The sequence below is a fragment of the Stenotrophomonas sp. KH_029 genome (assembly GCF_057839765.1).
This window is the reverse complement of record NZ_CM174498.1, coordinates 3,071,814-3,094,146: the sequence shown is the minus strand read 5'-3', so window position 1 is coordinate 3,094,146 and position 22,333 is coordinate 3,071,814. Positions and strand designations below refer to the sequence as shown.

Genomic DNA, 22,333 nt, shown 5'->3' with positions numbered 1-22,333 from the left:
CTGTGCAGGCACCGACCGGAAGGCCGGTGCCTGGTGTGCGCCCAACGGTGCCGCCCCGACCGTGCCCAGGCACGGGTATCTCCCCTGCGATCCGCCGCTGGCGGGTCGCGATGGCCGGATTCTATCGGGTTTATGCCGCTTGCCAATCAATCATGCGGCGCGGCGGCGGCGGCGCGGCCGGTCGGATCGCCGCAGGCATGTTGATGCAAGCGCCGTGCCAGTTGCCTGCCGGCGCCCGCTCTCAGAGGCTGTAACCATGCCTGGCGCGGTTCCCGCGTCGGGCCGCAGCGCCAGGCATTGGGCGGACCGGTTGTGGCCGAACGTGCCGCAGCGCAGCACTGCGGGGCGCCGTTGTGGCATCAAGTTCAGCCCGATTGTCTGGATGATGCCTTTTTGGCCGGTTTCCGGGCGGTCTTCTTTGCCGCCTTTTGGGTGGCCTTCTTCGTGGCTTTTTTGGCAGCGGTCTTTTTCGTCGCTTTTTTCGTCGCCTTCTTTGCCGCTTTCCGGGCCGGCGCTTTCTTCGCTGCCTCTTTCGCGGTTTTCCTGGCGGCGGTTTTCTTGGTCGCCTTCTTCGTCGCGGCTTTCTTCGTGGCCTTTTTTGCTGCAGCCTTCTTCGTCGTTTTCTTCGCCGCGCCACGCTTCCTGCCGCCACCGTCCTGCTTGTTCACGGTGGCCCAGGCGATCCGTTCGGCCGCCGCGTCACTGCGGCCCTGTTCCTTCTCGCTTTCCTCGATGTGCTCGGCCTGGCGCTTCTGCTTGTCGGTATAGCGGGACTTGTCACCACGGGGCATGGGGGCTCTCCTGTCTGTACGGAGGGACGGGGATCAGGCCAGCGTGCGCACCTTGGGTTCGCGCGCCCATTGGCGGGTAGCGGCGGCGGCGAGGAAGTCCTTGGCAGCATCGGCATCCACCACGCCGGCATCGCTGCCCACCCGGGCCGCCTTGAGCAGCGCCTGCGCGCCATCGTCGGCGGCGATGGCCTTCAGGTGCGCCCACGCCTGGGCCACGAAGTCCACGGCCGCGGTGTCCTTCAACAGGCGTTTGCCGGCCTCGTTGCCCAGCACCACGGCGACCGCGTCGAACAGCACCGACGGCGTGCCCGCCAGTTGCCCGTCGGCGGCCAGCAGGGTGCCGTCGCTCAGCGTGCCGCCACCGAGCTTGGGGGCGACCAGTTTCACCGTGGCCCCGGCCTTGCCGGCGGCCTTGCGCAGGCGGTCGATCCGACCTGCATCGGAACCTTCGTCGAACAGGATGCCGATGCAGCGGCCCTTGAGCAGGTTCCTGCCGCGGCCGATCACGCGCACCTCCGGCGCGGCGGGCAACGCCTGCGCCGGGGTGGCGGTCGGTGCGGGTGGGGGCAGGGCGGGCATGGCCAGCCCGGCGGCAACGCGCTGGGCCAGCGATTCGTCGATGTTGCGCAGGTGGCTGACGGTGCGCTCGCGCACCTTGGCCGTTTCCACCTTGGACAGTTCAAACACCAGCGCCGAGGCCAGGTGCGCCTGCTCCGGCGCCTCCAGGCTGCGGAAGAACATCCGCGCCTGGCTGTAGTGGTCGGCAAAGCTCGCCGCGCGCACGCGGCCCTTGCGCCCATCGTCGGGTGCTGTGGCGTGACTGGGGAAGCCGTCCACGGCCTCGCGCGGGCTGTCGTCCTGCAGCGAGCTGGGGTCGTAGGCCACCCGGCCCTTGGGCACGCCCATCTGCATGTGGCCGTCGCGCTGGTGGTTGGCGAACGGGCACTTGGGCGCATTGACCGGGATCTGGTGGAAATTGGGCCCGCCCAGGCGGCTGAGCTGGGTGTCCAGATACGAGAACAGCCGCCCCTGCAGCAGCGGGTCGTTGCTGAAGTCGATGCCGGGCGGCACGTTGGCCGGGCAGTAGGCCACCTGCTCGGTTTCGGCGAAGAAATTGTCCGGCCAGCGGTCCAGCACCATCCGTCCGATCACGGTCAGCGGTACCAGTGACTCGGGGATGATCTTGGTCGGGTCCAGGTGGTCGAAGGGAAACGCCTCGGCCTGTTCCTCGGTGAACAGTTGCACGGCCAGTTCCCATTCGGGGAAATCGCCGGCACTGATCGCCTCGAACAGGTCGCGGCGGTGGAAATCGTTGTCGGCGCCCTGCAGCTTCACCGCTTCGTCCCAGACGGTGGACTGGATGCCCAGCGTGGGGCGCCAGTGGAACTTGACGAAGGTCGATTGGCCGTCCTCATCGAGCAGGCGGAAGCTGTGGATGCCGAAGCCTTCGATCATGCGCAGCGAACGCGGAATGGCGCGGTCGCTCATCGCCCACATGATCATGTGCATCGACTCGGGCATCAACGACACGAAGTCCCAGAACGTGTCGTGCGCGCTGGCCGCCTGCGGGAAGGCGCGGTCCGGTTCCATCTTCACCGCGTGGATCAGGTCGGGGAACTTGATCGCGTCCTGGATGAAGAACACCGGGATGTTGTTGCCGACCAGGTCCCAGTTGCCTTCACGGGTGTAGAACTTGACCGCGAAGCCGCGCACATCGCGCGGGGTGTCCACCGATCCGGCGCCGCCGGCCACGGTGGAGAACCGGGTGAACACGGGGGTGCGCACGCCCACCTCGGTAAGCACCCGCGCACGGGTGTAATCCTGCAGCGAACGGGTCAGTTCGAAGTAGCCGTGGGCAGCGCTGCCGCGGGCATGCACGATGCGCTCGGGAATGCGCTCGTGGTCGAAATGGGTGATCTTCTCGCGCAGGATGAAATCTTCCAGCAGGGTTGGCCCGCGCGGCGTGGCGCGCAGCGAATTCTGGTTGTCGGCAACCGCAATGCCCTGGTTGGTGGTCAGTACCGGATGGCGGCCGCCGGCCTGCTGGTGCAGCTCATCGCCCTGGCCCTGGCCGTGGCGGTCGGCGGGGGCGGACGGGCGTTTGCGGGGCTTGCTGGTGGCCATGGGGCGACTCCGGGCTGGTGGTGAGGCGATACCGCCCACCCTGGCAGGGGCGGCGTTAATCGCCGGTCGGAAAACCTGCCCGGGCATCCACCCGCGCTTCACATGCCGTGCCCGGCCGCCGGGCGGCGGCGGGGCGGTATCCTTGCCAGGTCTCCACTGCTCGCCCGCCGCCGCATGCGCGTTGAACCTGCCGACATCGAAGCCCTGTTTGATGCGATCCCGGACGTGCTGTTCTTCATGAAGGACTGCCAGGGCCGCTACACGCATATCAACCAGACCATGCTGCGCCGGCTTGGGCTGAAGTCGCGCAAGGAGGTGATCGGGCGCACCGCGGCGGAGATCTACCCCACCGGACTGGGCGCCGACTACGCCTCGCAGGACGAGCAGGTGCTGGCCGGGCGGGTGATCGAGAACCTGATGGAGCTGCACCTGTTCGCCAACCGCGAACCGGGCTGGTGCCTGACCTGCAAGCGGCCGTTGCTGGTCGATGGCCAGGTCGCCGGCCTGATCGGGATCTCGCGCGACCTGGGCCAGAAGGACAGCCTGGGCGCCCAGTACGAGCAGCTGCGGCTGGCGCTGGCGCATCTGAATGCGCATTACGCCGAGAACGTGCGCATGCAGACCCTGCTGGACATCACCGGGTTTTCGCTGTCCAAGCTGGAGCGCACCTTCCGCCGGGTGTTCCAGATGACCCCGCAGCAGGTGCTCACCCGCCTGCGCATCCAGATGGCGGTACACCTGCTGCATGGCCCGGACAGCATCGCCAGCATCGGCCAGGCCTGCGGTTTCACCGACCAGAGCGCGTTCACCCGCAAGTTCAAGGCCGAGGTCGGGGTGTCCCCGCGCGGCTACCGGGCCCAGATCGGCGAGCGCGCCGGCCCCTGAGCCGGGCCGGCGCGGGTGGCCTATGCCGCGGGCCGGCCGAACAGGTATCGTGTCGCACCTGTTGCCCGCCAAGCGATTCCGATGCCCGCATCCCAGACTCCGACGCCAGCCGCTGCCCGCCTGGGCCATGCCCTCAAGCCCCGCCAGCTGATCATGATGGGTCTGGGCAGCGCGATCGGCGCCGGCCTGTTCCTGGGCTCGGGGGTGGGCGTGCACGCTGCCGGCCCGGCGGTGCTGCTGTCCTACCTGGTGGCCGGCGCGCTGGTGATCATCGTGATGAACGCGCTGGGCGAAATGGCCGCGGCCAAGCCGACCAGTGGCGCGTTCTCGGTGTATGCCGCCGATGCCATGGGCGCCACCGCGGGGGCCACGGTAGGTTGGTTGTGGTGGGTGCAGCTGGTGATCGTGATCGCCGCCGAAGCGGTCGGTGCGGCCGGGCTGCTGGCCACGGTGTGGCCGGCGGTGCCGGTACCGATGGCGGCGCTGGCCTTCATGCTGTTCTTCACCGCGATCAACCTGCTGGGCGTGAAGAACTTCGGCGAGTTCGAGTTCTGGTTCGCCATCCTCAAGGTGGTGGCGATCGTCGGCTTCATCCTGATCGGCGTGGCGCTGCTGATGGGCTGGTTGCCCGACGTGGCCTCGCCGGGCCTGCGCAACTTCACCGAGCATGGCGGCTTTGCGCCCAAGGGGCTGGCCGGGGTCGGGGCGGCGCTGCTGGTGGTGGTGTTCGCCTTTGGCGGCACCGAGATCGTGGCGGTGGCGGCGGCCGAAACCGAAGATCCCGAGCGCAGCATCGCGCGGGCGATCCGCACGGTGGCCTGGCGCATCCTGGTGTTCTACATCGGTTCGCTGAGCGTGATCATCGCGGTGGTGCCGTGGACCAGCGAGGCGCTGAAGTCGCCGTTCGCCGCAGTGCTGCAGGTGGCCAATATCCCCGGCGCGGCCACGGCGATCACGCTGATCGCGGTGATCGCGCTGCTGTCGGCGCTCAATGCCAACCTGTATGGCGCCTCGCGGATGATGTATTCGCTGGCCCAGCGCGATGAAGCGCCGGCGGTGCTGGGCTGGACCGATCCGCGCCAGGTGCCGATCATCGCGGTGCTGGCCAGCGTGCTGTTCGGTTTTGCCGCCACGGTGATGGAGCTGGTGTTCCCGGAGAAGGTGTTGCCGGTGCTGCTCAATATCGTCGGCTCGACCTGTCTGCTGGTGTGGACGATTTCGCTGCTGTCGCAGTTGATCCTGCGCCATCGGGCCAACCGCGACGGCACCCGCCTGCCGTTCCGGATGGCCGGCTATCCGTACCTGACCCTGCTGGGCCTGGGCGTGCTGGCGCTGATCTTCGGTCTGCTGCTGTCCGAGACACAGACCCGCACGCAGTTCCTGTCGATGGCGGTGCTGACGGCGGTGATCGCGCTCAGCAGCGAAATCGCACGCCGCATGCGCGCCAACCGCCAAGCAGATTGACCGGTAGAGCCGGGCAGGGCAGGGCCTACGGCACCAGCATCCCTAGTTCTGTCGCACCCAGGCGAACATGTGGGGTACGTAGTCCGCCTTCCCCAGCGGCACGCCATTGTGGCGCAGGATGCTATAGGCGGTGATCAGGTGGAAATAGAACTGCGGCGTGGCCCAGTATGCGGCGTACTCGCTGCCCTTCATGTCGAAGGCAAGGTCGCCGGCCAGTTCGATCGCCACATCGCGCGAGGCGCCGGCATCGATGACCGCCGCGTCTGCAGACGCCAGCTGGTCCAGGGTCTGGTCGATCAGCGCACGCGCCTGGTCGAGGTCGTCGGGTGCCTGCAGTGACGGCAGCGGCCGTCCGCTGAGCCGGCATACCGCTTCGTGCGCCTGTGTGCAGGCGAACTGCAGCTGCTTGGCCAATGGGTGCATGTCCGGCGCCAACCGCGCCGAGAGCAGGTTGCGTGGGTCATAGCCCACAGCCAGCGCGTGCGCGTCGGCCTTGTCCAGCTGGCCGCGGAGTGCGCCAAGCATCTGCGCGAAACCGCGGATGTTCATCTGATGGATCGACATGATGCTTCCTTGTACGTGGGAGGGGACAGGGCCGGGTGTTGGCCGTGGGCGTCGCATGATGATCGATATCGGCCAGCACCGGGTAGCACCAGGCGCTACGAAAACGGCCCGCTTGCGCGGGCCGTCCGATTGCTTCAGCGCGCTGGAGGCCTAGACCTCCACGCCCTCGTCTTCCTTGTACGCATCGACCGGGATGCAGGCGCACATCACGTTCTTGTCGCCGTAGACGTTGTCCACGCGCGCCACCGGCGGCCAGTACTTCTGCTGGCGCAGGCTGGCCAGCGGGAAGGCCGCCAGCTCGCGCGGGTAGGCATGCGACCACTCGCTGGCCGACACCGCCGTGGCGGTGTGCGGGGCGTGCTTGAGCGGATTGTCCTCGCGGTCCAGTCGCCCGTCTTCGATCGCGGCGATTTCCTCGCGGATCTGGATCATCGCGTTGATGAAGCGATCCAGCTCGTGCAGGGATTCGCTTTCGGTCGGTTCCACCATCAGCGTGCCGGCGACCGGGAAGCTCAGGGTCGGGGCGTGGAAGCCGAAGTCGATCAGGCGCTTGGCCACGTCTTCGGCGCCGATGCCGGAGGTCTTCTCCAGCGGGCGCACGTCCAGGATGCACTCGTGTGCGACCAGCCCGTTGCGGCCGGTGTACAGGGTCTTGAAGTGCGGGGCCAGGCGCTTGGCGATGTAGTTGGCGTTGAGCAGGGCTACCTGGGTCGCCTTGCGCAGGCCGGCGGTGCCCATCAGGGTGATGTACATCCAGCTGATCGGCAGGATCGAGGCGCTGCCGAAGCTGGCCGCGCTGACCATGCCGACATCGCCTTGCCCACCCAGCACCTTGGGCAGGAACGGCGCGAGGTGCGCCTTGACCGCGCACGGGCCGACGCCCGGGCCGCCGCCGCCGTGCGGGATGCAGAAGGTCTTGTGCAGGTTCAGGTGCGACACGTCCGAGCCCCACTTGCCGGGCTTGGCCACGCCGACCAGAGCGTTCATGTTGGCGCCGTCGGTATACACCTGGCCGCCGTGCTTGTGCACGATCTCGCAGATTTCCACCACCTCTTCCTCGAACACGCCATGCGTGGACGGGTAGGTGATCATCAGTGCGGCCAGGCGGTCGCTGTACTTCTCGGCGTTGACGCGGATGTCTTCCAGGTCGACGTTGCCGTTGGCATCGGTCTTGGTCACCACCACCTTCATGCCGCACATCTGCGCCGAGGCCGGGTTGGTGCCGTGCGCCGAATCGGGGATCAGGCAGACATCGCGATGGTCTTCACCGCGCGAGCGGTGGTAGGCGCGGATCGCCAGCAGGCCGGCGTACTCGCCCTGCGCGCCGGAATTGGGCTGCAGGCTGACCGCGTCGTAGCCGGTGCATTCCACCAGCATCGCTTCCAGCCCGTCGATCAGTTCCTTGTAGCCGGTGGCCTGGTCGGCCGGGGCCAGCGGGTGGATGTTGGCGAACTCCGGCCAGGTCACCGGGATCATCTCGGCGGTGGCGTTGAGCTTCATGGTGCAGCTGCCCAGCGGGATCATGGTGCGATCCATGGCCAGGTCCTTGTCCGCCAGCGAACGCAGGTAGCGCAGCAGCTCGTGTTCGCTGTGGTGGGTGTTGAACACCGGGTGGGTCAGGAACGCACTGGTGCGGACCAGGCCGGCCGGCAACGCATCGGCGGTGGCCGCGTCCAGGGCGTCCACGTCAACGCTGGCGCCGAACAGGCGGCCCAGCGCGACGATGTCCTCACGGGTGGTGGTCTCATCCAGGCTGATGCCGACCGCTTCGCTGTCGATCGCGCGCAGGTTGATGCGCGCCGCGGCCGCCTTGGCGTGGATCGCCTGGGCGTCGATGTCCTTGACGTGCAGGGTGTCGAAGAACTGCGCGCCGACGTTGATGCCGGCGTTGCGCAGCGCCGCGGCCAGGATCGCGGCCAGGCGGTGGGTGCGGCGGGCGATCCGGGTCAGGCCGTCCGGGCCGTGGTATACCGCGTACATCGAGGCCATCACGGCCAGCAGCACCTGCGCGGTGCAGATGTTGGAGGTGGCCTTCTCGCGGCGGATATGCTGCTCGCGGGTCTGCAGGGTCAGGCGGTAGGCGGCATTGCCCTGGGCATCGACCGACACGCCGATCAGACGGCCCGGCATCGAACGCTTGTAGGCATCGCGGCAGGCCATGAAGGCGGCGTGCGGGCCACCGAAACCGAACGGCACGCCGAAACGCTGCGAGTTGCCCACCACGATGTCCGCGCCCCATTCGCCCGGTGCGGCGATCAGGGTCAGCGCGAGCAGGTCGGTGGCCACCGCGACCAGGCCGCCGCGCGCATGCACCGCATCGGCCAGCGCCTTGTGGTCGCCGACGTGGCCGAAGGTGTCCGGGTACTGCAGCAGCACGCCGTAGCAGTCGGCCTCCAGTGCTTCGGCCGGGGTACCCACGCGCAGCACGATGCCCAGCGGTTCTGCGCGGGTACGCAGCAGTTCCAGGGTCTGCGGGTGCACCGCGTCGTGCACGAAGAAGGTGTCGGACTTCGACTTGGCCGAGCGCTTGGCCAGCGTCATCGCTTCAGCGGCGGCGGTGGCTTCATCCAGCAGCGAGGCATTGGCGATCTCCATGCCGGTCAGGTCGGCGCACAGGGTCTGGAAGTTGATCAGCGCTTCCATGCGGCCCTGCGAGATCTCGGCCTGGTAGGGGGTGTAGGCGGTGTACCAGGCCGGGTTTTCCAGCACGTTGCGCAGGATCACGTTCGGGGTGAGGGTGCCGTAGTAGCCCTGGCCGATGAAGGTGCGGAACACCTGGTTCTTGTCGGCGATGGCGCGGATCTTGGCCAGTGCCTGCACTTCGGTCAGCGACTCGGGCAGGGCCAGCGGTGCCGGCGACTTGATCCCGGCCGGGACGATCGCATCGGTCAGCGCGTCCAGCGAGGCGTGGCCGACCACGCCCAGCATCTGCGCGATTTCGGCGTCGTTGGGGCCGATGTGGCGTTCGACGAACGCGTGGCTGTGTTCAAGCTCGCTCAGGGAAGCGGCACGCTGGGCGGAGGTATTCGGGGACATGGCTGGCATCTCGAAGAGTGGGCACGCACGTTCGGAAGCCCAGCAGGGCCGGCGGATCGCGGACGCGCGAGCCAGCGGACCTTGCGGTCTTCCTGGGTGCCCCTCTGTCCTTTTGCCTGAGAGTTTAAAAGCGCGCATCTGCGTGCTTCGTGCCCCTTCGGCGCCGGCAGTGGCCGGTCTCTCCAGAGTTTTGATGCAGGTGGTATCGGGCCTGAGCGATTACGGGCGTTGCGCCTTCGGCAGCGGGTGACCGCTTCTCCCACCGTGTAGCCCGGCGATTATAGCCCAGCGGCCCGCCCGGCTACGGCCTGCCAGGACATGAATGGGTGGGCAGGCGGGGCCGGATACGCCGTCGCAGGCATGGTGCCGGGCCGGGCAAAGCCCTATCATCATCGGATCCTCGTATTCATCTGGCGCCGCCCGTTCCGGGCTGGCGCCCGCCGTGCATTCGCGCATGGCCCTGACGGAAGACCGCATGACGCCCGCCTCGCCCTCGACCCGCCGCCTGGCCCTGCTGCTCGCAGGACTGGCGATGTTCGGCCCGTTCTCGATCGACACCATTTTCCCGGCCTTCCTGCTGCTGGGGCAACGCATGCAGGTGGACCAGGTCGCGGTGCAGCAGACCATCAGCGTGTACCTGCTGTTCTACGGACTGATGGGCCTGGCGCATGGCCCGCTGTCCGATGCGTTCGGCCGCAAGCGGGTGATCATCGGCGGGCTGGTGCTGTTCATCGGCGCCTCGGTCGGCTGCGCGCTGTCGACCGACATGGCCACGCTGCTGGTGTTCCGCGCGCTGCAGGGCATGACCGCCGGCGTCGGCATGATCGTCGGCCGCGCGGTGATCCGCGATCTCTACCACGGTGCCGATGCGCAGCGCCTGATGAGCCAGGTCTCGATGATTTTCGGTGTCGCCCCGGCGATCGCGCCGATCATCGGCGGCTGGATCCTGCTCGGCGGCGGCGACTGGCCGTTGATCTTCTGGTTCCTGGTGTTGTTCGGGCTGGTGCTGCTGCTGGCTACCGGCAAGTGGTTGCCCGAAACCCATCCGCTGGAAGCACGCACGCCGTTGTCGATGCGCGAGCTGCTGCGCAGCTACCTGCGCATGGGCTCCAACCCGCGTCTGCTGCGCCTGGCTGCGGCCGGTGCGCTCAGTTTCTCCGGGATCTTCCTGTACATCTCCTCGGCGCCGGTGTTCGTGATGCAGCACCTCAAGCTGGGTGAGGGCGATTTCGCCTGGTTGTTCATCCCCACCATCGGCGGCATGACCATGGGCTCGTTCCTGTCCGGGCGAATGGCCGGGCGGGTGGTGGCGCCGCGGCAGGCCGCGATCGGTTTCGGGCTGTGCGCGGTGTCGGCCCTGCTCAACCTGGGCTATGTGCTGTCGGTGCCGCAGATCGAACTGCCGTGGGCGGTGCTGCCGATCTTCCTTGGCGGCGTGGGCATCGCACTGATCTTCCCGATCCTGGCGCTGGCGGTGCTGGACATGTATCCGCACCAGCGCGGGCTGGCTTCGTCGATGCAGATGTTCATCCAGCTGATGACCAGCACGCTGGTGGCCGGGGTGGTCTCGCCGCTGCTCAGCGCCAGCCCGGTGCACCTGGCGCTGGGCTACGCCGGCTTCTTCGCCCTCGGCGCCAGTCTCTGGTATTGGGAACGCCACCGCGAGCGCCGCCGCGAGAGGCTCGCCCCGGGCCAATGACCGCTGCTGCGGCCGGCCGACGGGTCTGGGCCGTTGGTTGTCCGTTGGCAGGCCGGGGCGGGCTGGCCGTGCACCGGCCCGGAAACGCCCGTGCGGTATCCTTTACGCTTTGATGCAGTCCGGAAATCCCCGCATGTCGACCACCTCCAAACTGCGCCGCGACATCCGCCGGCGCCGCGAAACCCAGGCCGCCAACCGCGAGCAGGCCGCCGCCACGCCGGTGGAACCGCATGCCGAGCTGCGCGACCAGCAGCGCACGCTGCTGGCCGGGATCGTGCGCCGCGATGGTGAGTGGGTGCTGGGCATGGATGGGCGCATCGCCGGCCAGACCCCCAGCGCGGCGCGGGTGCTGGCACTGATCATGCAGGCCGCCGAACTGCACGAACGCCAGGGCACGCCGGTGCGGCTGGTGTATTCGGATGCATTGAAGGACGCCGCGCATGCCGAGGCCAAGGCCGATGGCAAGGATTTCGAACAGTTCAAGCTGGAGTTCGCGGCCGCGTTGAAGCCCAAAGCGCAGGCGTAGGTCCGACCCGTGGTCGGACGCTGCTCGTTCCGCCACCGCGGTGCATGAAAGAACCAACGAAAAAGGTTCTTCGCCGATTTCCGGGAAGTCAGCTGCGCACTAAAGCCTCAGATCAACGGCAATGACCGACGTATGCGCTGATTGGGCTGGCGCGGGTGGGTTGACGGGACACGCCGTGAACCCATCCGTGGGGGCTTGGCGAAAACATCCGTGTTTTCGACAGTCCCGCCAACCCACCCACGCCAGCCCTCCACACATGGCTGGCACGCATGGAAAAGCGTAGGTCCTAGCCACGCTCGAACAGCGTGATGCCGAGACGATGCGTGTCCGACCATGGGTCGGACCTACCTGTGATGGGGTTGCCAGGAACTGGAGCAACGTCAGACCGTGGTCGGATTGCTGTTGCTGTTGCTGTTGCTGTTGCTGTTGCTGTTGCTGTTGCTGTTGCTGTTGCTGTTGCTGTTGCTGTTGCTGTTGCCCGTGATTTTGATCTTGATCTACCTCCCCCCTTGGAGCGAGCCGAGCATCGCAGCGGCAGCGGGGGCGAAGAGGCGCGGGTGTCTGAGCGCAGCGAGTTCCGCGCCGTCCCCCGATGACGCGAGAAGCGCAGGGCACCGGCGGGCGTTGCCCGCCGGATCGCGGACGGGGGCGTGTTCTTTGGTTACTTTCTTGCACGAGCAAGAAAGTGACTCGCGCCCCGGAGGGGCACGAAACGCTTTTGACGTTATCCGCGAAGCGGAAACAGCAGCGGCAACAACCGGACAACGGCCGGGCCCACCCGGTGGCATGCTCCCATAGTGCCACCGGGTGGGCTGTAGCCCCGGACATCGGCGAAGAACCAACGGAAAAAGCCGGCCCAAGGGCCGGCTTTTTCGTCCCATCACCGCGCAGCCGACCCATGGTCGGCCGCATCTTCTCAGCGGGTGGCCGGAGCCGCCGCCGGTTTGGCCGCGGCAGTGGCGGCCGGGGCCTTCCAACCGCACATCTGGCCCTGGTTCTGCTGCTTGAGCCAGTCATTGACCGGGGTGAAGTACTCGATCATCGGGCCGGCATCGAGCTTGTCGCCGCCGGTGATCTCGCGCAGGGTGGCCTGCCACGGCTGGCTGGCGCCCTTGCTCAGCATCGCCCAGAACTTCTGCCCGGCTTCCTTGTTGCCGTAGAAGCTGCACTGGTGCAGCGGGCCCTTGTAGCCGGCGGCATCGCACAGGCCCTTGTAGAACTGGAACTGCAGGATGCGCGCCAGGAAGTAGCGCGTATACGGGGTGTTGCCCGGTACGTGGTACTTGGCGCCCGGATCGAAGAACTCCTCGCCGCGGGTGCTGGCCGGGGCCACGCCCTGGTACTTGGCCTTCAGCTCCCACCAGGCCTGGTTGTAATGGTCCGGGGTGATCGAACCGTCGAACACGCCCCAGCGCCAGCGGTCGATCATCAGGCCGAACGGCAGGAACGACACGCCGCTCAGGGCCATGCGCATCTGTGCGTTGATGGTGGCTTCGCGGCTTTCCTGCGGCTTGTCGACCAGGCCGATCGAGTTGAGGTACTGCGGGGTCATCGCCAGCACGATGGTGTCGCCGATCGCTTCGTGGAAGCCATCGTTGGCGCCGCCCTGGAACAGCGGCGGCAGCGGGTTGTAGGCCAGGTCGTAATAGATGTGGCCCAGCTCGTGGTAGATGGTGGTGAAGTTTTCTTCGGTCGGCTTGATGCACATCTTGGTGCGCACGTCGCCGTCCATGTTCATGTCCCAGGCACTGGCATGGCAGACCACGTCGCGATCCAGTGGCTTGATGAACTGGGTCTTGTCCCAGTACGACTTGGGCAGTGCCGGCATGCCCAGCGAGACGTAGAAGTCCTGCGCGCGTTCGGTCATCTGCTTGGCGGTGCGCAGTTCGGCTTCACGCTGGGCCTTGAACAGGGCTTCGACGTTGGCGTTGCTGCTGCCGGCCTTGGCCAGCGCGCCGCTGAGGTTGGTCTGGTACTGCTTTTCCAGCGCGGCGGTGATGTCCAGGCTGCCGGCGCCGGGATAGGGTTCCAGCTGGTCCCACAGGTTGGACCAGTCCTGCTGCCACATGTTGCCCAGCAGGTGGGCGGCGATCAGGCCACCGTCGGTCTCGGCCTTGTCCTTGCCGTAGGTGGTGTCGAGCTTGGTGCGGGCGTAGCAGTGCAGCTGCTCGTACATCGGCTTGACCTGTTCCCACAGGCGGTCGGTTTCCGGGCCGATCTGTTCGGGCGGCATGTCATAGCCGCTGCGCCACATCTGGCCGGCATCGGCAAAGCCCATTTCCTTGGCGCCTTCGTTGACCAGGCCGACGAAGCGTTGGTAGTCGGCGCGCATCGGCTTGGTGGTGGCGTGCCAGCCCTGCCAGGCGTCCAGTTGCTTGTCGTAATCACGGCTGCGCGCCAGGACCTGTTCCAGCTCGCCCAGCTGGCGGCAGCTGGCCGGGTCGGCGTCGTCGGTGCAGTACTTGCCCGAGCCGTAGGCGCCTTCCATGCGGCTGGCGATACGGGTCAGTTCGGACAGCTTGGCCGGGTCGCGCGGGGCCGGCATGGAGGTCATCAGTTTGAGCAGGTGGATCTGGCGCTTGGTGTCTTCGCTCATCGGCTGGCCGTCATACGTGGCGGCCTGGGTGATCCAGCCGTTGAGCACGGTCAGCCAGCGTTCGTTGGCCTTGGCCGCCACCCGCTCGGAATCGTCGTTGATGTAGGTCGACGACAGCCACTGCGCCGAGGTCATTTCCGGGTACATGGCCTTGTACTCGGCGTTGACGCGGGCGATGAACTGGTCTGCGCTCTCGCCGGGCTTGGCGGTGTTCGCAGCCGGGGCATCGGCCGGGGTGGGGTCCTTCTGGCAGGCCGCCAGCGTCAGTGCGGCAGCACCGACAGCCAGGGCCAGCAGGAGCGGGCGGTGGTTCACGGGGACATCCTTGGGTGGTGACAGACCGGCGAAGGCTAGTGGGCTGCCCGCTGCACTGCAAGGGGCAGGGCAGCAACGTCCACTGCGCAGGACGCTTGAGTTGGGGCTGGATGGTCGCTTTGCCATTCAAAAGCAATTGGCCGCCACGGCTCCGGGAACGGGTCGGTGCGGATGGGTTGTCGGGACACGCCGCAAGTACGTCCCTGTAGGCTCGGCGAAAACATCCATGTTTTCGACGGTCCCGCCAACCCACCCACACCGACCCGTCCACACATGGCTGGTGCACATGGCAAACGCAACGACCGATGCTGTGGTTCGGCTGTGGGAGTAGCTTGCAGGAACTTGATTCTGGTGCCCGACGAGGAAGAACCTTGGGGGCCACGGTCTGGCCACCCCGGCCCGAGCGGAACTGGGAATAGCCAGCAGCTTCACACTTTCAGCAGATCTAGTGGTCTATGCCTCGCACCCGGCAAACAGATCGCGGTCGCGTTCGTAGATCGCGGTTTTGACCTGCATCAGCCCCAATACCGACGGGAACAGGTTGTCGTGGTCGGTGTACTGGCCGGCGCGCTGTCGCACGCAGGCCAGGTTGAGCCCGCGGTTGGCGGCGAAGGCGGGAGAGAACCACATCGTCATCGGCACCCGGGTCTGCTCCTGCGGGGCGATCGCGTAGGGCATGCCGTGCAGGAACAGGCCCTTTTCTCCCAGCGACTCGCCGTGGTCGGACAGGTAGATCATCGCCGTGTCGTAGTCGTCCATGCCCTGCAGCGTGCCGATCGTGCGGGCCAGCAGCTGGTCGGTGTACAGCAGGGCGTTGTCGTAGCTGTTGGTGATCTGCTCGCGGCTGCACTTGCCCAGGTCGGGGGTGTCGCAGGTGGGGGTGAAGCGGCGGAAGCGGGCCGGGTAGCGTTCGAAGTAGCTCGGGCCGTGGTTGCCCAGCTGGTGCAGCACCACCACCCGGTCGCCGGGCCGGGCGCGCACCTGGGTGGCCAGGTCGTCGATCAGGATCTCATCCATGCAGCGCCCGTTGGCGCACAGCTGCGGGTGTTTGGCATCGTCCAGTGCCTGCACCGGCAGGCCTTCGCAGACGCCCTTGCAGCCGGACTGGTTGTCGCGCCACAGCGTACCGATGCCGGCACGGTCCAGCACATGCAGCAGCGACTGGTGGGCACGGATCTTCTTCTCATCGTAGTCGTGGCGGCCATACGGCGAGAACAGGCAGGGCAGCGATACCTCGGTGCTGGTGCCGCACGCATGCATGTCCGGGAAGTTGATCACGCCGGCCTGGGCCAGCTGCGGCGTGGTCTGCCTGGGATAGCCGTTGAGCCCCCAGTTCTGCGCGCGCGCGGTCTCGCCCATCACGATCACCAGCAGCCGCGGCCGGCTTCCGGCTGCACGCGCGGTGGCCTTGGCATCGGTGCCGATCGGCAGCTTGGGCGCGCGCTGGATCGGGTTGTCCCCGCGCAGTGCCTTGGGCAGGCCGAGCAGGAAATTGCCGGGGGTGGCCAGGTAACGCACTTCGCGTTGGTTGCGCATCAGCGCCGACATCTCCTGGAAGGACAGCATCGCACCGCCCAGGGCAACCAGTGCCGACAGCAGCAGGAAGCCGCCGCGCCACAACAACGCCCTGGCCCAGGAACGCTTGACCAATTGCACCCGCCACAGCAGCAGCATCGGCAGCACGGCCAGCAACAGCAGCGGCGGCAGCAGCGCCGCGGTCATCAGCTCGCCGCTTTCCTTGTGGTCGGTGGCCAGCACGTTGCGCAGCATGTCCGCATCCAGATAGATGTGGTAGCTGCCCATGTAGTGGGCGGCCAGCGCCGTGCCCACCAGCAGCATGCCGACCACCACCTTGGCATTCCAGCGCCATACCAGCAGGCCCATCAGCAGGCAGTGCGCGCCGACCAGGAACAGCAGCAGCGAGGCGGCAAAACGCAGGCTGCCCGGATGGGTGGCCATCGCGCTGTGCCAGAACAGGCCATTGCAGGCCAGCGCGAAGAACAGGCTGGTCAGCGTGATCAGGGTTTCGGTGGACCACTGCGGGCGCCAGCTGCGCAGGCCGGTCAGGTCCAGGCTGCGTGCCGGGCGCGATACCGATGCGTTCATGCCTGCTCTGCCTGTGCCACGGCGCGATGGGTCTGGTCGGCCGGCCTGAGCAGGGGTTGAAACGCGCAGTACAGCGCCAGTGAGACCAGCCAGCAGGTGGCCAGGGTCCACAGGTCATGGGAGAGGAAATGCGCGCCGCGCAGCTGTTGGGCCAGGCCGAACACGGCGCCTGCCAGCAGCCCGACGGCCAGGCCGCGCCAGCGCCAGGCCGGGCGCACCATCAGGGCGAAGAAGTACAGGCCGATCCAGGCGAACCCCGCACTGGAGTGGCCCGCAGGAAAGCAGACGCCGCGCGGCATGCCGTGCGGCCGTGCGGCGAAGACCCCCACGTATTCGCGCAGGCCGCCATAGCGGGCCAGGTCCCAGGGGCAGTCCATGTTGGTCACCGACTTGAGCAGCGAGACCACCCCGGTCCCCAGTGCCACGGCCAGCACCAGGTACAGCAGCGGCCAGCGCCAGGCCGCCGCGCGCGGGCGGCGCCAGGCATGCGTGCACAGCACGACCACCACCAGCGCGGCGGCGGTGCTCATCCACTTGCCGCCGTGGTGGACCAGATGGCTGGTCACCCAGGCGTTCTGCAGCGCCCAGTGCTGGCCTTCCATCTGGTAGAACCGGTCGGCCAGCCACTGGTCGCCGCCCAGGCCCATCAGCACCGTGCTGGCCGCCAGCGTGGCCAGCAACGGCAGCCACAGGTGCCGGCGCAGGAAGTGCGGGGCGGCGGTGGCGGCCACCAGCGGGATGGGAAAGGGAACGACAGGTACCGAGGACATGGTCGAAACAACCGGTGGAAAGATCCGGCGCCATGGTCGTCAGCGGTCTGTCGGAGAGCGGTCGGAGCAATGTTGGCCGTGGGTTAAACGCCGCCGGGGCCGGTTTCCGTTCAGTCCTGGTCGTCGCTGGACGCGGCTGCCGCCGGCAGGTGGGCATCGCAGTCCCGGCGCCAGGCCGTGCCCGGCAGCAGCTGCCAGCGGTTGCGGTTGCTGCTGCCGATCCCGATCAGCTGGGCGCGGTCCACGCAGGGGCTCATCGCCGCATCCAGCACCAGCAGCCAGCGGCGCTGCGGGGCCTGCGCCAGCCAGGGGCCGGCCAACCGCCACTGCGCATCCCAGGGGCGTTTGAAACCGAATTCGGTGACCGGCCGGTCGGCCTGCAGCAGGTTCTGCTCACGCCAGGCGACCAGGCCCAGTTCGGCCTGCGGACCGATCCGCTGGCCCACCCGCTGCATCAGTGCCGAGGCCGAACTGTACGGATCCAGCGCCGGCATCAATCCCCAGCCGTACAGGTTCCACAGCAGGAACGAGGTGACAACGACAACCAGGCCGGCGCGGCGTTGGCGCAGCCACAGCACCAGCGCGGCCAGCAGTACTCCGGCACCGAGCATCCAGCCGCCCAGGACCGGTAGCAGGCTGTCGGGCATCTGCCGGCGGGCCAGCTGCGCATGCGCCCAGGTACTGCCGCCGAGCAGCTGCGCGCCCAGGTACAGCGCGGCCACCGCCAGCACCGCGGCATAGGCCAGCAGCAGCCAGCGCAGCCCGGCCCGGCGCAGCAGGCCCGGCAACAACGGCGCGGCGGCCACGCACAGCAGCGGCAGCATCGGGAAGATGTACACCTCGCGCTTGCCCGGGCTGGCGCTGAAGAACACCAGTACCAGCAACGCCCAGCCCAGTAGCAGCCAGTAGCGGCCGTCCAGGCGCTTGAGCCGGCGCCACCAGGCCGGCAGCAGGGCCGGCAGCAGCAGGCTGCCGGGCAGCCACAGGGTGGCGATCACCTGCAGGTAGTACCAGGCCGGTTGCACGTGGTGCCAGGCGCTGGTGTAGCGGGTGCCGGTCTGCTTGAACAGCAGTTCGCGTGCATAGGCCTGCAGCTCCGGGGTGGGGTGGTGCAGCAGGGCGATGCCCAGCGGTGCCAGCCACACTGCGGTGCCCAGCCCGAAGGCCGGCAGCAGCCACCACAGGCTGCGCGCGCTGGCGCCCGTGGCCGGCCGTGCCCGGTCGCGGCTGCGCCAGCGCCACAGCGCCCAGGGCAGCAGCACCAGCAGCGGCAGGAAGCCCACGCCCTTGGTCACCGTGCCCAGGCCGGCGGCAAACCCGGCCAGCCAAAGCGCAGGCCTGTTGCGGCCCTCCAGCAGGTGCCGCAACAGGCCCCACATGGCCAGCGTGGTCATCGCCACCAGCACCATGTCGATCTGCGCCCGCTTGGCCATCAGCCCGAACTGCAGGCAGCTGAACAGCGCCAGCACCGCCCACCCGGCCACCTGCCGGTTCCACAGCCGCCGCGCCAGGTCCCAGGTCAGCCACAGGGTCAGCAGCCCGGCCAGCAGCGATGGCACCAGGAAGGCCAGGTTCCAGCCGCCGAACAGCTGGTGGCTGGCCGCCTGCATCCACATGAACACCGGCGGTTTTTCCGCGTACAGCTCGCTGCCACGATGCGGCAGCAACCACTGGCCGCTGTCGACCATCGCACGCGCAGCCAGCACGAACCGCGGCTCATCCGGCGGCGACGGTTGGCGCAGGCCGATGCCGGCCAGCAGGGCCAGCACGATGGCGATGCAGGCCAGGATCGACCCGCGCCGGCGCGACAACAGGAAATCGGGCATAGCCGGGCCCTTCAGCAAAACCACCACTGTCTCCCTGACAGCGTAGGAAAAGCGTCGAAACCCCCGGGGCGGCCGGATTGCGACCGGATTCCGACACGGATCCGGCTACCATGCGCCGATCCACCCTCGAGAGTCTGCCATGCGGCTTCTGGTCATTGAAGACAACCGCCAACTGGTCGCCAACCTGTTCGATTACTTCGAATCGCGCGGGCATGTGCTGGATGTGGCGCCCGATGGGGTCACCGGCCTGCACCTGGCGGTAAGCCATGCCTATGACGCCTTGATCCTGGACTGGATGCTGCCGCGCATGGAAGGCCCGGAAGTGCTGCGCCGGTTGCGTGCCGAGCATGGCTCGGAAGTGCCGGTGATCATGCTGACCGCGCGCGACGAGCTGCCGGACAAGATCGCCGGCTTCCGCGCCGGCGCCGACGACTACCTGACCAAACCCTTCGCGCTGCCCGAACTGGAAGTGCGGCTGGATGCGCTGATGGTGCGCGCGCACGGCCGCAACCCGCGCAAGGTGCTGGAAGTGGCCGACCTCAAGCTGGACCTGGCCACGCTGGAAGCGCACCGCGACGGCAAGCCGCTGCACCTGTACCCGGCCTGCCGCAAGCTGCTGGAAGTGCTGATGCGCGCCAGCCCCGGCGCGGTGACCCGCCAGCAGCTGGAGTTCGCCCTGTGGGGCGATGAGCCGCCCGATGGCGACCTGCTGCGTTCGCATGTGTACGAACTGCGCCGCAGCGTGGATGGCCCGTTCCAGCAGAAACTGCTGCACACCCTGCCGCGGGTCGGGTACCGGCTGGGCATGGGCAGCAGCGTGGCCCACGATGAAACCGCGTAGGCCCGCGCCGCTGCACCGCCGCCTGGTGTGGTGGATGCTGGCGTACCTGGCGCTGATTTCGCTGGCGGTGTTCAGCGTGGGCAATTACGTGCACGAACATGCCGAACACTCGGCCTGGCGTGCGCTGCTCAATTCCGAACTGGACAGCATCGTCAACCATATCGAGCACGAGCCGCATTACCGCTGGCAGGACTCGGACACGCTGCGCCTGTTCACCGTCGACGACAGCGGCCAGGTACCGGCCAGCCTGCGCGCGCTGCACCCGGGCCTGCACGATGGGGTCATGGTCAACGGCCGCTCCAGCGCGGTGATGGTGCGCGATACGCGCAACCAGGGCCGGTTGGCGCTGGTGCTGGACATCAACGACTTCCATGAACTGGAGCAGTTCGCCACGCGCTGGGTGCTGCTGGCCGGCGTGCTGATGATCATCGTCACCGTGGTGATGGCCTCGCTGGGGGTCAGCCGGCTGGTGCGGCCGCTGAGTTCGCTGGCCCAGCGCATCGACGGGCTCAAGCCGGGCGTGGCCGGGCAGCGGGTGACGGTGGACCGGCGCGGCAGTTCGGAACTGTATGTGATCGCCGATGCGGTCAACGATTATCTGGACCGCAACGAGCGGTTCGTCGAACGCGAGCGTCTGTTCATCAGCACCGCCAGCCATGAGCTGCGCACGCCGATCGCGGTGATCACCGGTGCGGCCGAACTGGCGCTGGACCAGCCCGACGTACCGGCCCGTGCACGCCAGCAGATGCAGCGGGTGCACCGTACCGCACAGGGCGTGGAGCAGCTGATCCAGCTGCTGCTGGTGCTGGCGCGCGAGCCGGCCCGGCTGGCCGCACTGGGCGAGCGCATCGCGCTGGACCAGCTGGTGCCGGAGATCATCGAGGACCATCGCCATCTGATGGGCGACAAGGAAATGCGCATCGAGGTCGATGGCCTGGCGCAGGTGGAAATCTTCGCGCCGCTGGGCGTGGTGCAGGCGGCGATCGGCAACCTGCTGCGCAATGCGATCGAAAACAGTGGCCGCGGCACCATCCATATCCGGGTGTCGGCGGCGGCGGTGGTGACCCTGCAGGACCCCGGCCACGGCATGAGCCCGGAGGAGATTGCCGCAGTGCATGCACGCATGGCCCGCGGCGACCGTAACGAACAGAGCGGGATCGGGCTGGAGTTGATCGCCAAGCTGTGCGACCACCTGGGCTGGGCGTTGCAGATCGAACCCTGCGCGCCGCGCGGTACCCGGGTGATCCTCGACCTGGGCGCCTCGCGGCCCGGTAGCGGTGGCGCGGTCGTGACGTAATCGGCATGGTGTTCGCTGCGCCGCACCGTGGCGCAGCGTGAAGGCAGTGTTAAGCTGTTCCGGCGCCGCTTTATGCGGCGCTTTTTTTTCTTCGATCGACAGAAGGATGGCGTGATGCCGACCGAAACCAGTACTGCCCTGATCACCAGCGACATCGTCGGCCTCGGCCTGATCGCCGCCACCCTGGCGCTGATTTTCTGGGCCGCCAGCGGCCCGACCCCACTGCTGAAGCGAATTTTCGCCTGGGTGCCGGCCCTGCTGTTGTGCTACTTCATTCCGGCCATCTACAACACCGCCGGTCTCATCGACGGCCACAACACCTCGCTGTACAACCCGATCGCGCGCGATGTGCTGCTGCCGGCCGCGCTGGTGCTGCTGACCCTGTCGATCGATCTCAAGGGCATCCTCAAGCTGGGTCCGAAGCTGCTGGTGATGTTCTGCGCGGGTACCCTGGGCATCGTGCTCGGTGCGATCGTGTCGTTCCAGGCGATGTCCTGGATCCACCCGGCCACGGTGGCCGGCGATACCTGGAAGGGCATGGCCGCGCTGGCCGGCAGCTGGATCGGCGGCGGCGCCAACATGGTGGCGATGCGCGAAGTGTTCGGCACCGATGCCACCACCTTCGGCCAGTTCGCGGTGGTCGATGTGGCCTGTGCCAGCCTGTGGATGGCGGTGCTGCTGTTCCTGGCCAACCGTGCCGGGCAGATCGACACGCGCAGCGGTGCCGATACCCGCGCCATCGATGAAATGAAGGAACGGATTTCGGCCTACGAGGCGCAGAATGCGCGTATTCCCAGCCTGACCGACCTGATGGTGATCGTCGGCGTGGCGCTGGGCGGGGTCGGCCTGGCGCATGCCATCGCCGCGCCGCTGAGCGGCTGGTTCAAGGCCAACGTCAGCTGGGCCAGCCAGTTCAGCCTGGACAGTGCATTCGTCTGGGTGGTGCTGTTGTCCACCGCGCTCGGCCTGGCTCTGAGCTTCACCCGCGCGCGCCGCCTGGAATCGGCCGGGGCGTCGCGGCTGGGCACGCTGTTCCTGTATTTCCTGATCGCCTGCATCGGCATGCAGATGGACCTGTTGTCGCTGCTCGACCGCCCCTGGCTGTTCGCGCTGGGCGCGATCTGGATGCTGACCCACATCCTGGTGCTGTGGATCGCCGCCAAGCTGCTGCGCGCACCGCTGTTCTTCTTTGCGATCGGCTCGCAGGGCAACATCGGTGCGGCGGCATCGGCACCGGTGGTGGCCGCGGCGTTCCATCCGTCGCTGGCGCCGGTCGGGGTGTTGCTGGGCACCGTGGGTTACGCCACCGGGACCGGGTTGGCCTATGTGACCGGGTTGATCCTGAAATGGATGGCCGGGGCCTGACCTGTCAAACCGGTAGTGCCGGCCGCTGGCCGGCTCCTCATGAACCCGTGGTTTCGCCTGGAGCCGGCCAGCGGCCGGCGCTACCGGTACATGGAGATTCCGTAGCCGGCCAGCGGCCGGCGCTATCG

At 67.7% G+C, this 22,333-nt stretch carries 15 protein-coding genes and 1 riboswitch; of the genes, 7 read left to right on the top strand and 8 right to left on the bottom strand.

The window, feature by feature from the left end:
* Positions 1-365 precede the first annotated feature (365 nt).
* Both AC3ITM_RS14000 and AC3ITM_RS13995 read right to left on the bottom strand, forming a co-directional pair.
* Positions 366-791: a hypothetical protein gene (locus tag AC3ITM_RS14000; protein WP_489265802.1), complete on the bottom strand. Its 426-nt coding sequence runs from the start codon at positions 789-791 to the stop codon at positions 366-368.
* Positions 792-824: 33 nt separating this feature from the next.
* Entirely contained in the window at positions 825-2,915 is a 2,091-nt protein-coding gene (locus tag AC3ITM_RS13995) for a catalase (RefSeq protein ID WP_489265801.1), read from the bottom strand.
* Between the two features lie 174 nt (positions 2,916-3,089).
* On the opposite strand from AC3ITM_RS13995, the gene AC3ITM_RS13990 reads away from it, so the two are divergent.
* Both AC3ITM_RS13990 and AC3ITM_RS13985 read left to right on the top strand, forming a co-directional pair.
* Positions 3,090-3,800, top strand: a complete 711-nt coding sequence (locus AC3ITM_RS13990) for an AraC family transcriptional regulator (protein WP_228884219.1) — start codon at positions 3,090-3,092, stop codon at positions 3,798-3,800.
* Between the two features lie 81 nt (positions 3,801-3,881).
* Positions 3,882-5,264 carry an amino acid permease gene (locus AC3ITM_RS13985; protein ID WP_489265799.1) on the top strand — a complete coding sequence of 461 codons (1,383 nt, stop codon included), beginning with the start codon at positions 3,882-3,884 and terminating at the stop codon, positions 5,262-5,264.
* A 42-nt stretch (positions 5,265-5,306) separates the two neighbouring features.
* Here AC3ITM_RS13985 and AC3ITM_RS13980 read toward each other — a convergent pair whose 3' ends face one another.
* Together AC3ITM_RS13980 and gcvP are read right to left on the bottom strand one after the other, a co-directional pair.
* The gene (locus AC3ITM_RS13980; RefSeq protein ID WP_489265797.1) at positions 5,307-5,828 is read right to left on the bottom strand and encodes a DUF1993 domain-containing protein; all 522 of its coding nucleotides are present in this window, start codon (positions 5,826-5,828) and stop codon (positions 5,307-5,309) included.
* A 150-nt stretch (positions 5,829-5,978) separates the two neighbouring features.
* The gene (gene gcvP / locus AC3ITM_RS13975; RefSeq protein WP_489265796.1) at positions 5,979-8,873 is read right to left on the bottom strand and encodes an aminomethyl-transferring glycine dehydrogenase; all 2,895 of its coding nucleotides are present in this window, start codon (positions 8,871-8,873) and stop codon (positions 5,979-5,981) included.
* Between the two features lie 85 nt (positions 8,874-8,958).
* A riboswitch (glycine riboswitch) is annotated at positions 8,959-9,060 on the bottom strand.
* Between the two features lie 279 nt (positions 9,061-9,339).
* On the opposite strand from gcvP, the gene AC3ITM_RS13970 reads away from it, so the two are divergent.
* Entirely contained in the window at positions 9,340-10,563 is a 1,224-nt protein-coding gene (locus tag AC3ITM_RS13970; RefSeq protein WP_489265794.1) for a multidrug effflux MFS transporter, read from the top strand.
* A gap of 133 nt (positions 10,564-10,696) precedes the next feature.
* Positions 10,697-11,089, top strand: a complete 393-nt coding sequence (locus AC3ITM_RS13965) for a hypothetical protein (protein ID WP_489265792.1) — start codon at positions 10,697-10,699, stop codon at positions 11,087-11,089.
* Between the two features lie 916 nt (positions 11,090-12,005).
* On the opposite strand, the gene AC3ITM_RS13960 is transcribed toward AC3ITM_RS13965, so the two are convergent.
* The 4 genes from AC3ITM_RS13960 to AC3ITM_RS13945 form a co-directional block, all read right to left on the bottom strand.
* Positions 12,006-14,000, bottom strand: coding sequence for a M2 family metallopeptidase (locus tag AC3ITM_RS13960; protein WP_489265790.1), 1,995 nt, complete (start codon positions 13,998-14,000; stop codon positions 12,006-12,008).
* 453 nt (positions 14,001-14,453) lie between these two features.
* The gene (locus AC3ITM_RS13955) at positions 14,454-16,106 is read right to left on the bottom strand and encodes a phosphoethanolamine transferase (RefSeq protein WP_489265789.1); all 1,653 of its coding nucleotides are present in this window, start codon (positions 16,104-16,106) and stop codon (positions 14,454-14,456) included.
* Positions 16,103-16,876: a phosphatase PAP2 family protein gene (locus AC3ITM_RS13950; RefSeq protein WP_489265787.1), complete on the bottom strand. Its 774-nt coding sequence runs from the start codon at positions 16,874-16,876 to the stop codon at positions 16,103-16,105. Before AC3ITM_RS13950 ends, AC3ITM_RS13955 begins: the two co-directional genes overlap by 4 nt.
* Before the next feature lie 110 nt (positions 16,877-16,986).
* Positions 16,987-18,702 (bottom strand): ArnT family glycosyltransferase, encoded by a 1,716-nt coding sequence (locus tag AC3ITM_RS13945; RefSeq protein ID WP_489265786.1) that lies wholly within the window; start codon positions 18,700-18,702, stop codon positions 16,987-16,989.
* Positions 18,703-18,841: 139 nt separating this feature from the next.
* Between AC3ITM_RS13945 and AC3ITM_RS13940 the strand changes: the two genes are divergently transcribed.
* The 3 genes from AC3ITM_RS13940 (at position 18,842) to AC3ITM_RS13930 (ending at position 22,205) form a co-directional block, all read left to right on the top strand.
* Positions 18,842-19,543, top strand: coding sequence for a response regulator transcription factor (locus AC3ITM_RS13940; RefSeq protein WP_489265784.1), 702 nt, complete (start codon positions 18,842-18,844; stop codon positions 19,541-19,543).
* Complete coding sequence (locus AC3ITM_RS13935; RefSeq protein ID WP_489265783.1) at positions 19,530-20,840, top strand: sensor histidine kinase; 1,311 nt, start codon at positions 19,530-19,532, stop codon at positions 20,838-20,840. The genes AC3ITM_RS13940 and AC3ITM_RS13935 overlap by 14 nt, the downstream gene beginning before the upstream one ends.
* 114 nt (positions 20,841-20,954) lie before the next feature.
* Positions 20,955-22,205 carry a DUF819 family protein gene (locus tag AC3ITM_RS13930; RefSeq protein WP_489265782.1) on the top strand — a complete coding sequence of 417 codons (1,251 nt, stop codon included), beginning with the start codon at positions 20,955-20,957 and terminating at the stop codon, positions 22,203-22,205.
* Positions 22,206-22,333 lie beyond the last annotated feature (128 nt).

Bases quoted from the DNA above. Each gene is read 5' to 3' on its own strand.
- AC3ITM_RS14000 (WP_489265802.1), bottom strand. From the start codon at position 791: ATGCCCCGTGGTGACAAGTCCCGCTATACCGACAAGCAGAAGCGCCAG.
- AC3ITM_RS13995 (WP_489265801.1), bottom strand. From the start codon at position 2,915: ATGGCCACCAGCAAGCCCCGCAAACGCCCGTCCGCCCCCGCCGACCGC.
- AC3ITM_RS13990 (WP_228884219.1), top strand. From the start codon at position 3,090: ATGCGCGTTGAACCTGCCGACATCGAAGCCCTGTTTGATGCGATCCCG.
- AC3ITM_RS13985 (WP_489265799.1), top strand. From the start codon at position 3,882: ATGCCCGCATCCCAGACTCCGACGCCAGCCGCTGCCCGCCTGGGCCAT.
- AC3ITM_RS13980 (WP_489265797.1), bottom strand. From the start codon at position 5,828: ATGTCGATCCATCAGATGAACATCCGCGGTTTCGCGCAGATGCTTGGC.
- gcvP (WP_489265796.1), bottom strand. From the start codon at position 8,873: ATGCCAGCCATGTCCCCGAATACCTCCGCCCAGCGTGCCGCTTCCCTG.
- AC3ITM_RS13970 (WP_489265794.1), top strand. From the start codon at position 9,340: ATGACGCCCGCCTCGCCCTCGACCCGCCGCCTGGCCCTGCTGCTCGCA.
- AC3ITM_RS13965 (WP_489265792.1), top strand. From the start codon at position 10,697: ATGTCGACCACCTCCAAACTGCGCCGCGACATCCGCCGGCGCCGCGAA.
- AC3ITM_RS13955 (WP_489265789.1), bottom strand. From the start codon at position 16,106: ATGAACGCATCGGTATCGCGCCCGGCACGCAGCCTGGACCTGACCGGC.
- AC3ITM_RS13950 (WP_489265787.1), bottom strand. From the start codon at position 16,876: ATGTCCTCGGTACCTGTCGTTCCCTTTCCCATCCCGCTGGTGGCCGCC.
- AC3ITM_RS13945 (WP_489265786.1), bottom strand. From the start codon at position 18,702: ATGCCCGATTTCCTGTTGTCGCGCCGGCGCGGGTCGATCCTGGCCTGC.
- AC3ITM_RS13940 (WP_489265784.1), top strand. From the start codon at position 18,842: ATGCGGCTTCTGGTCATTGAAGACAACCGCCAACTGGTCGCCAACCTG.
- AC3ITM_RS13935 (WP_489265783.1), top strand. From the start codon at position 19,530: ATGAAACCGCGTAGGCCCGCGCCGCTGCACCGCCGCCTGGTGTGGTGG.
- AC3ITM_RS13930 (WP_489265782.1), top strand. From the start codon at position 20,955: ATGCCGACCGAAACCAGTACTGCCCTGATCACCAGCGACATCGTCGGC.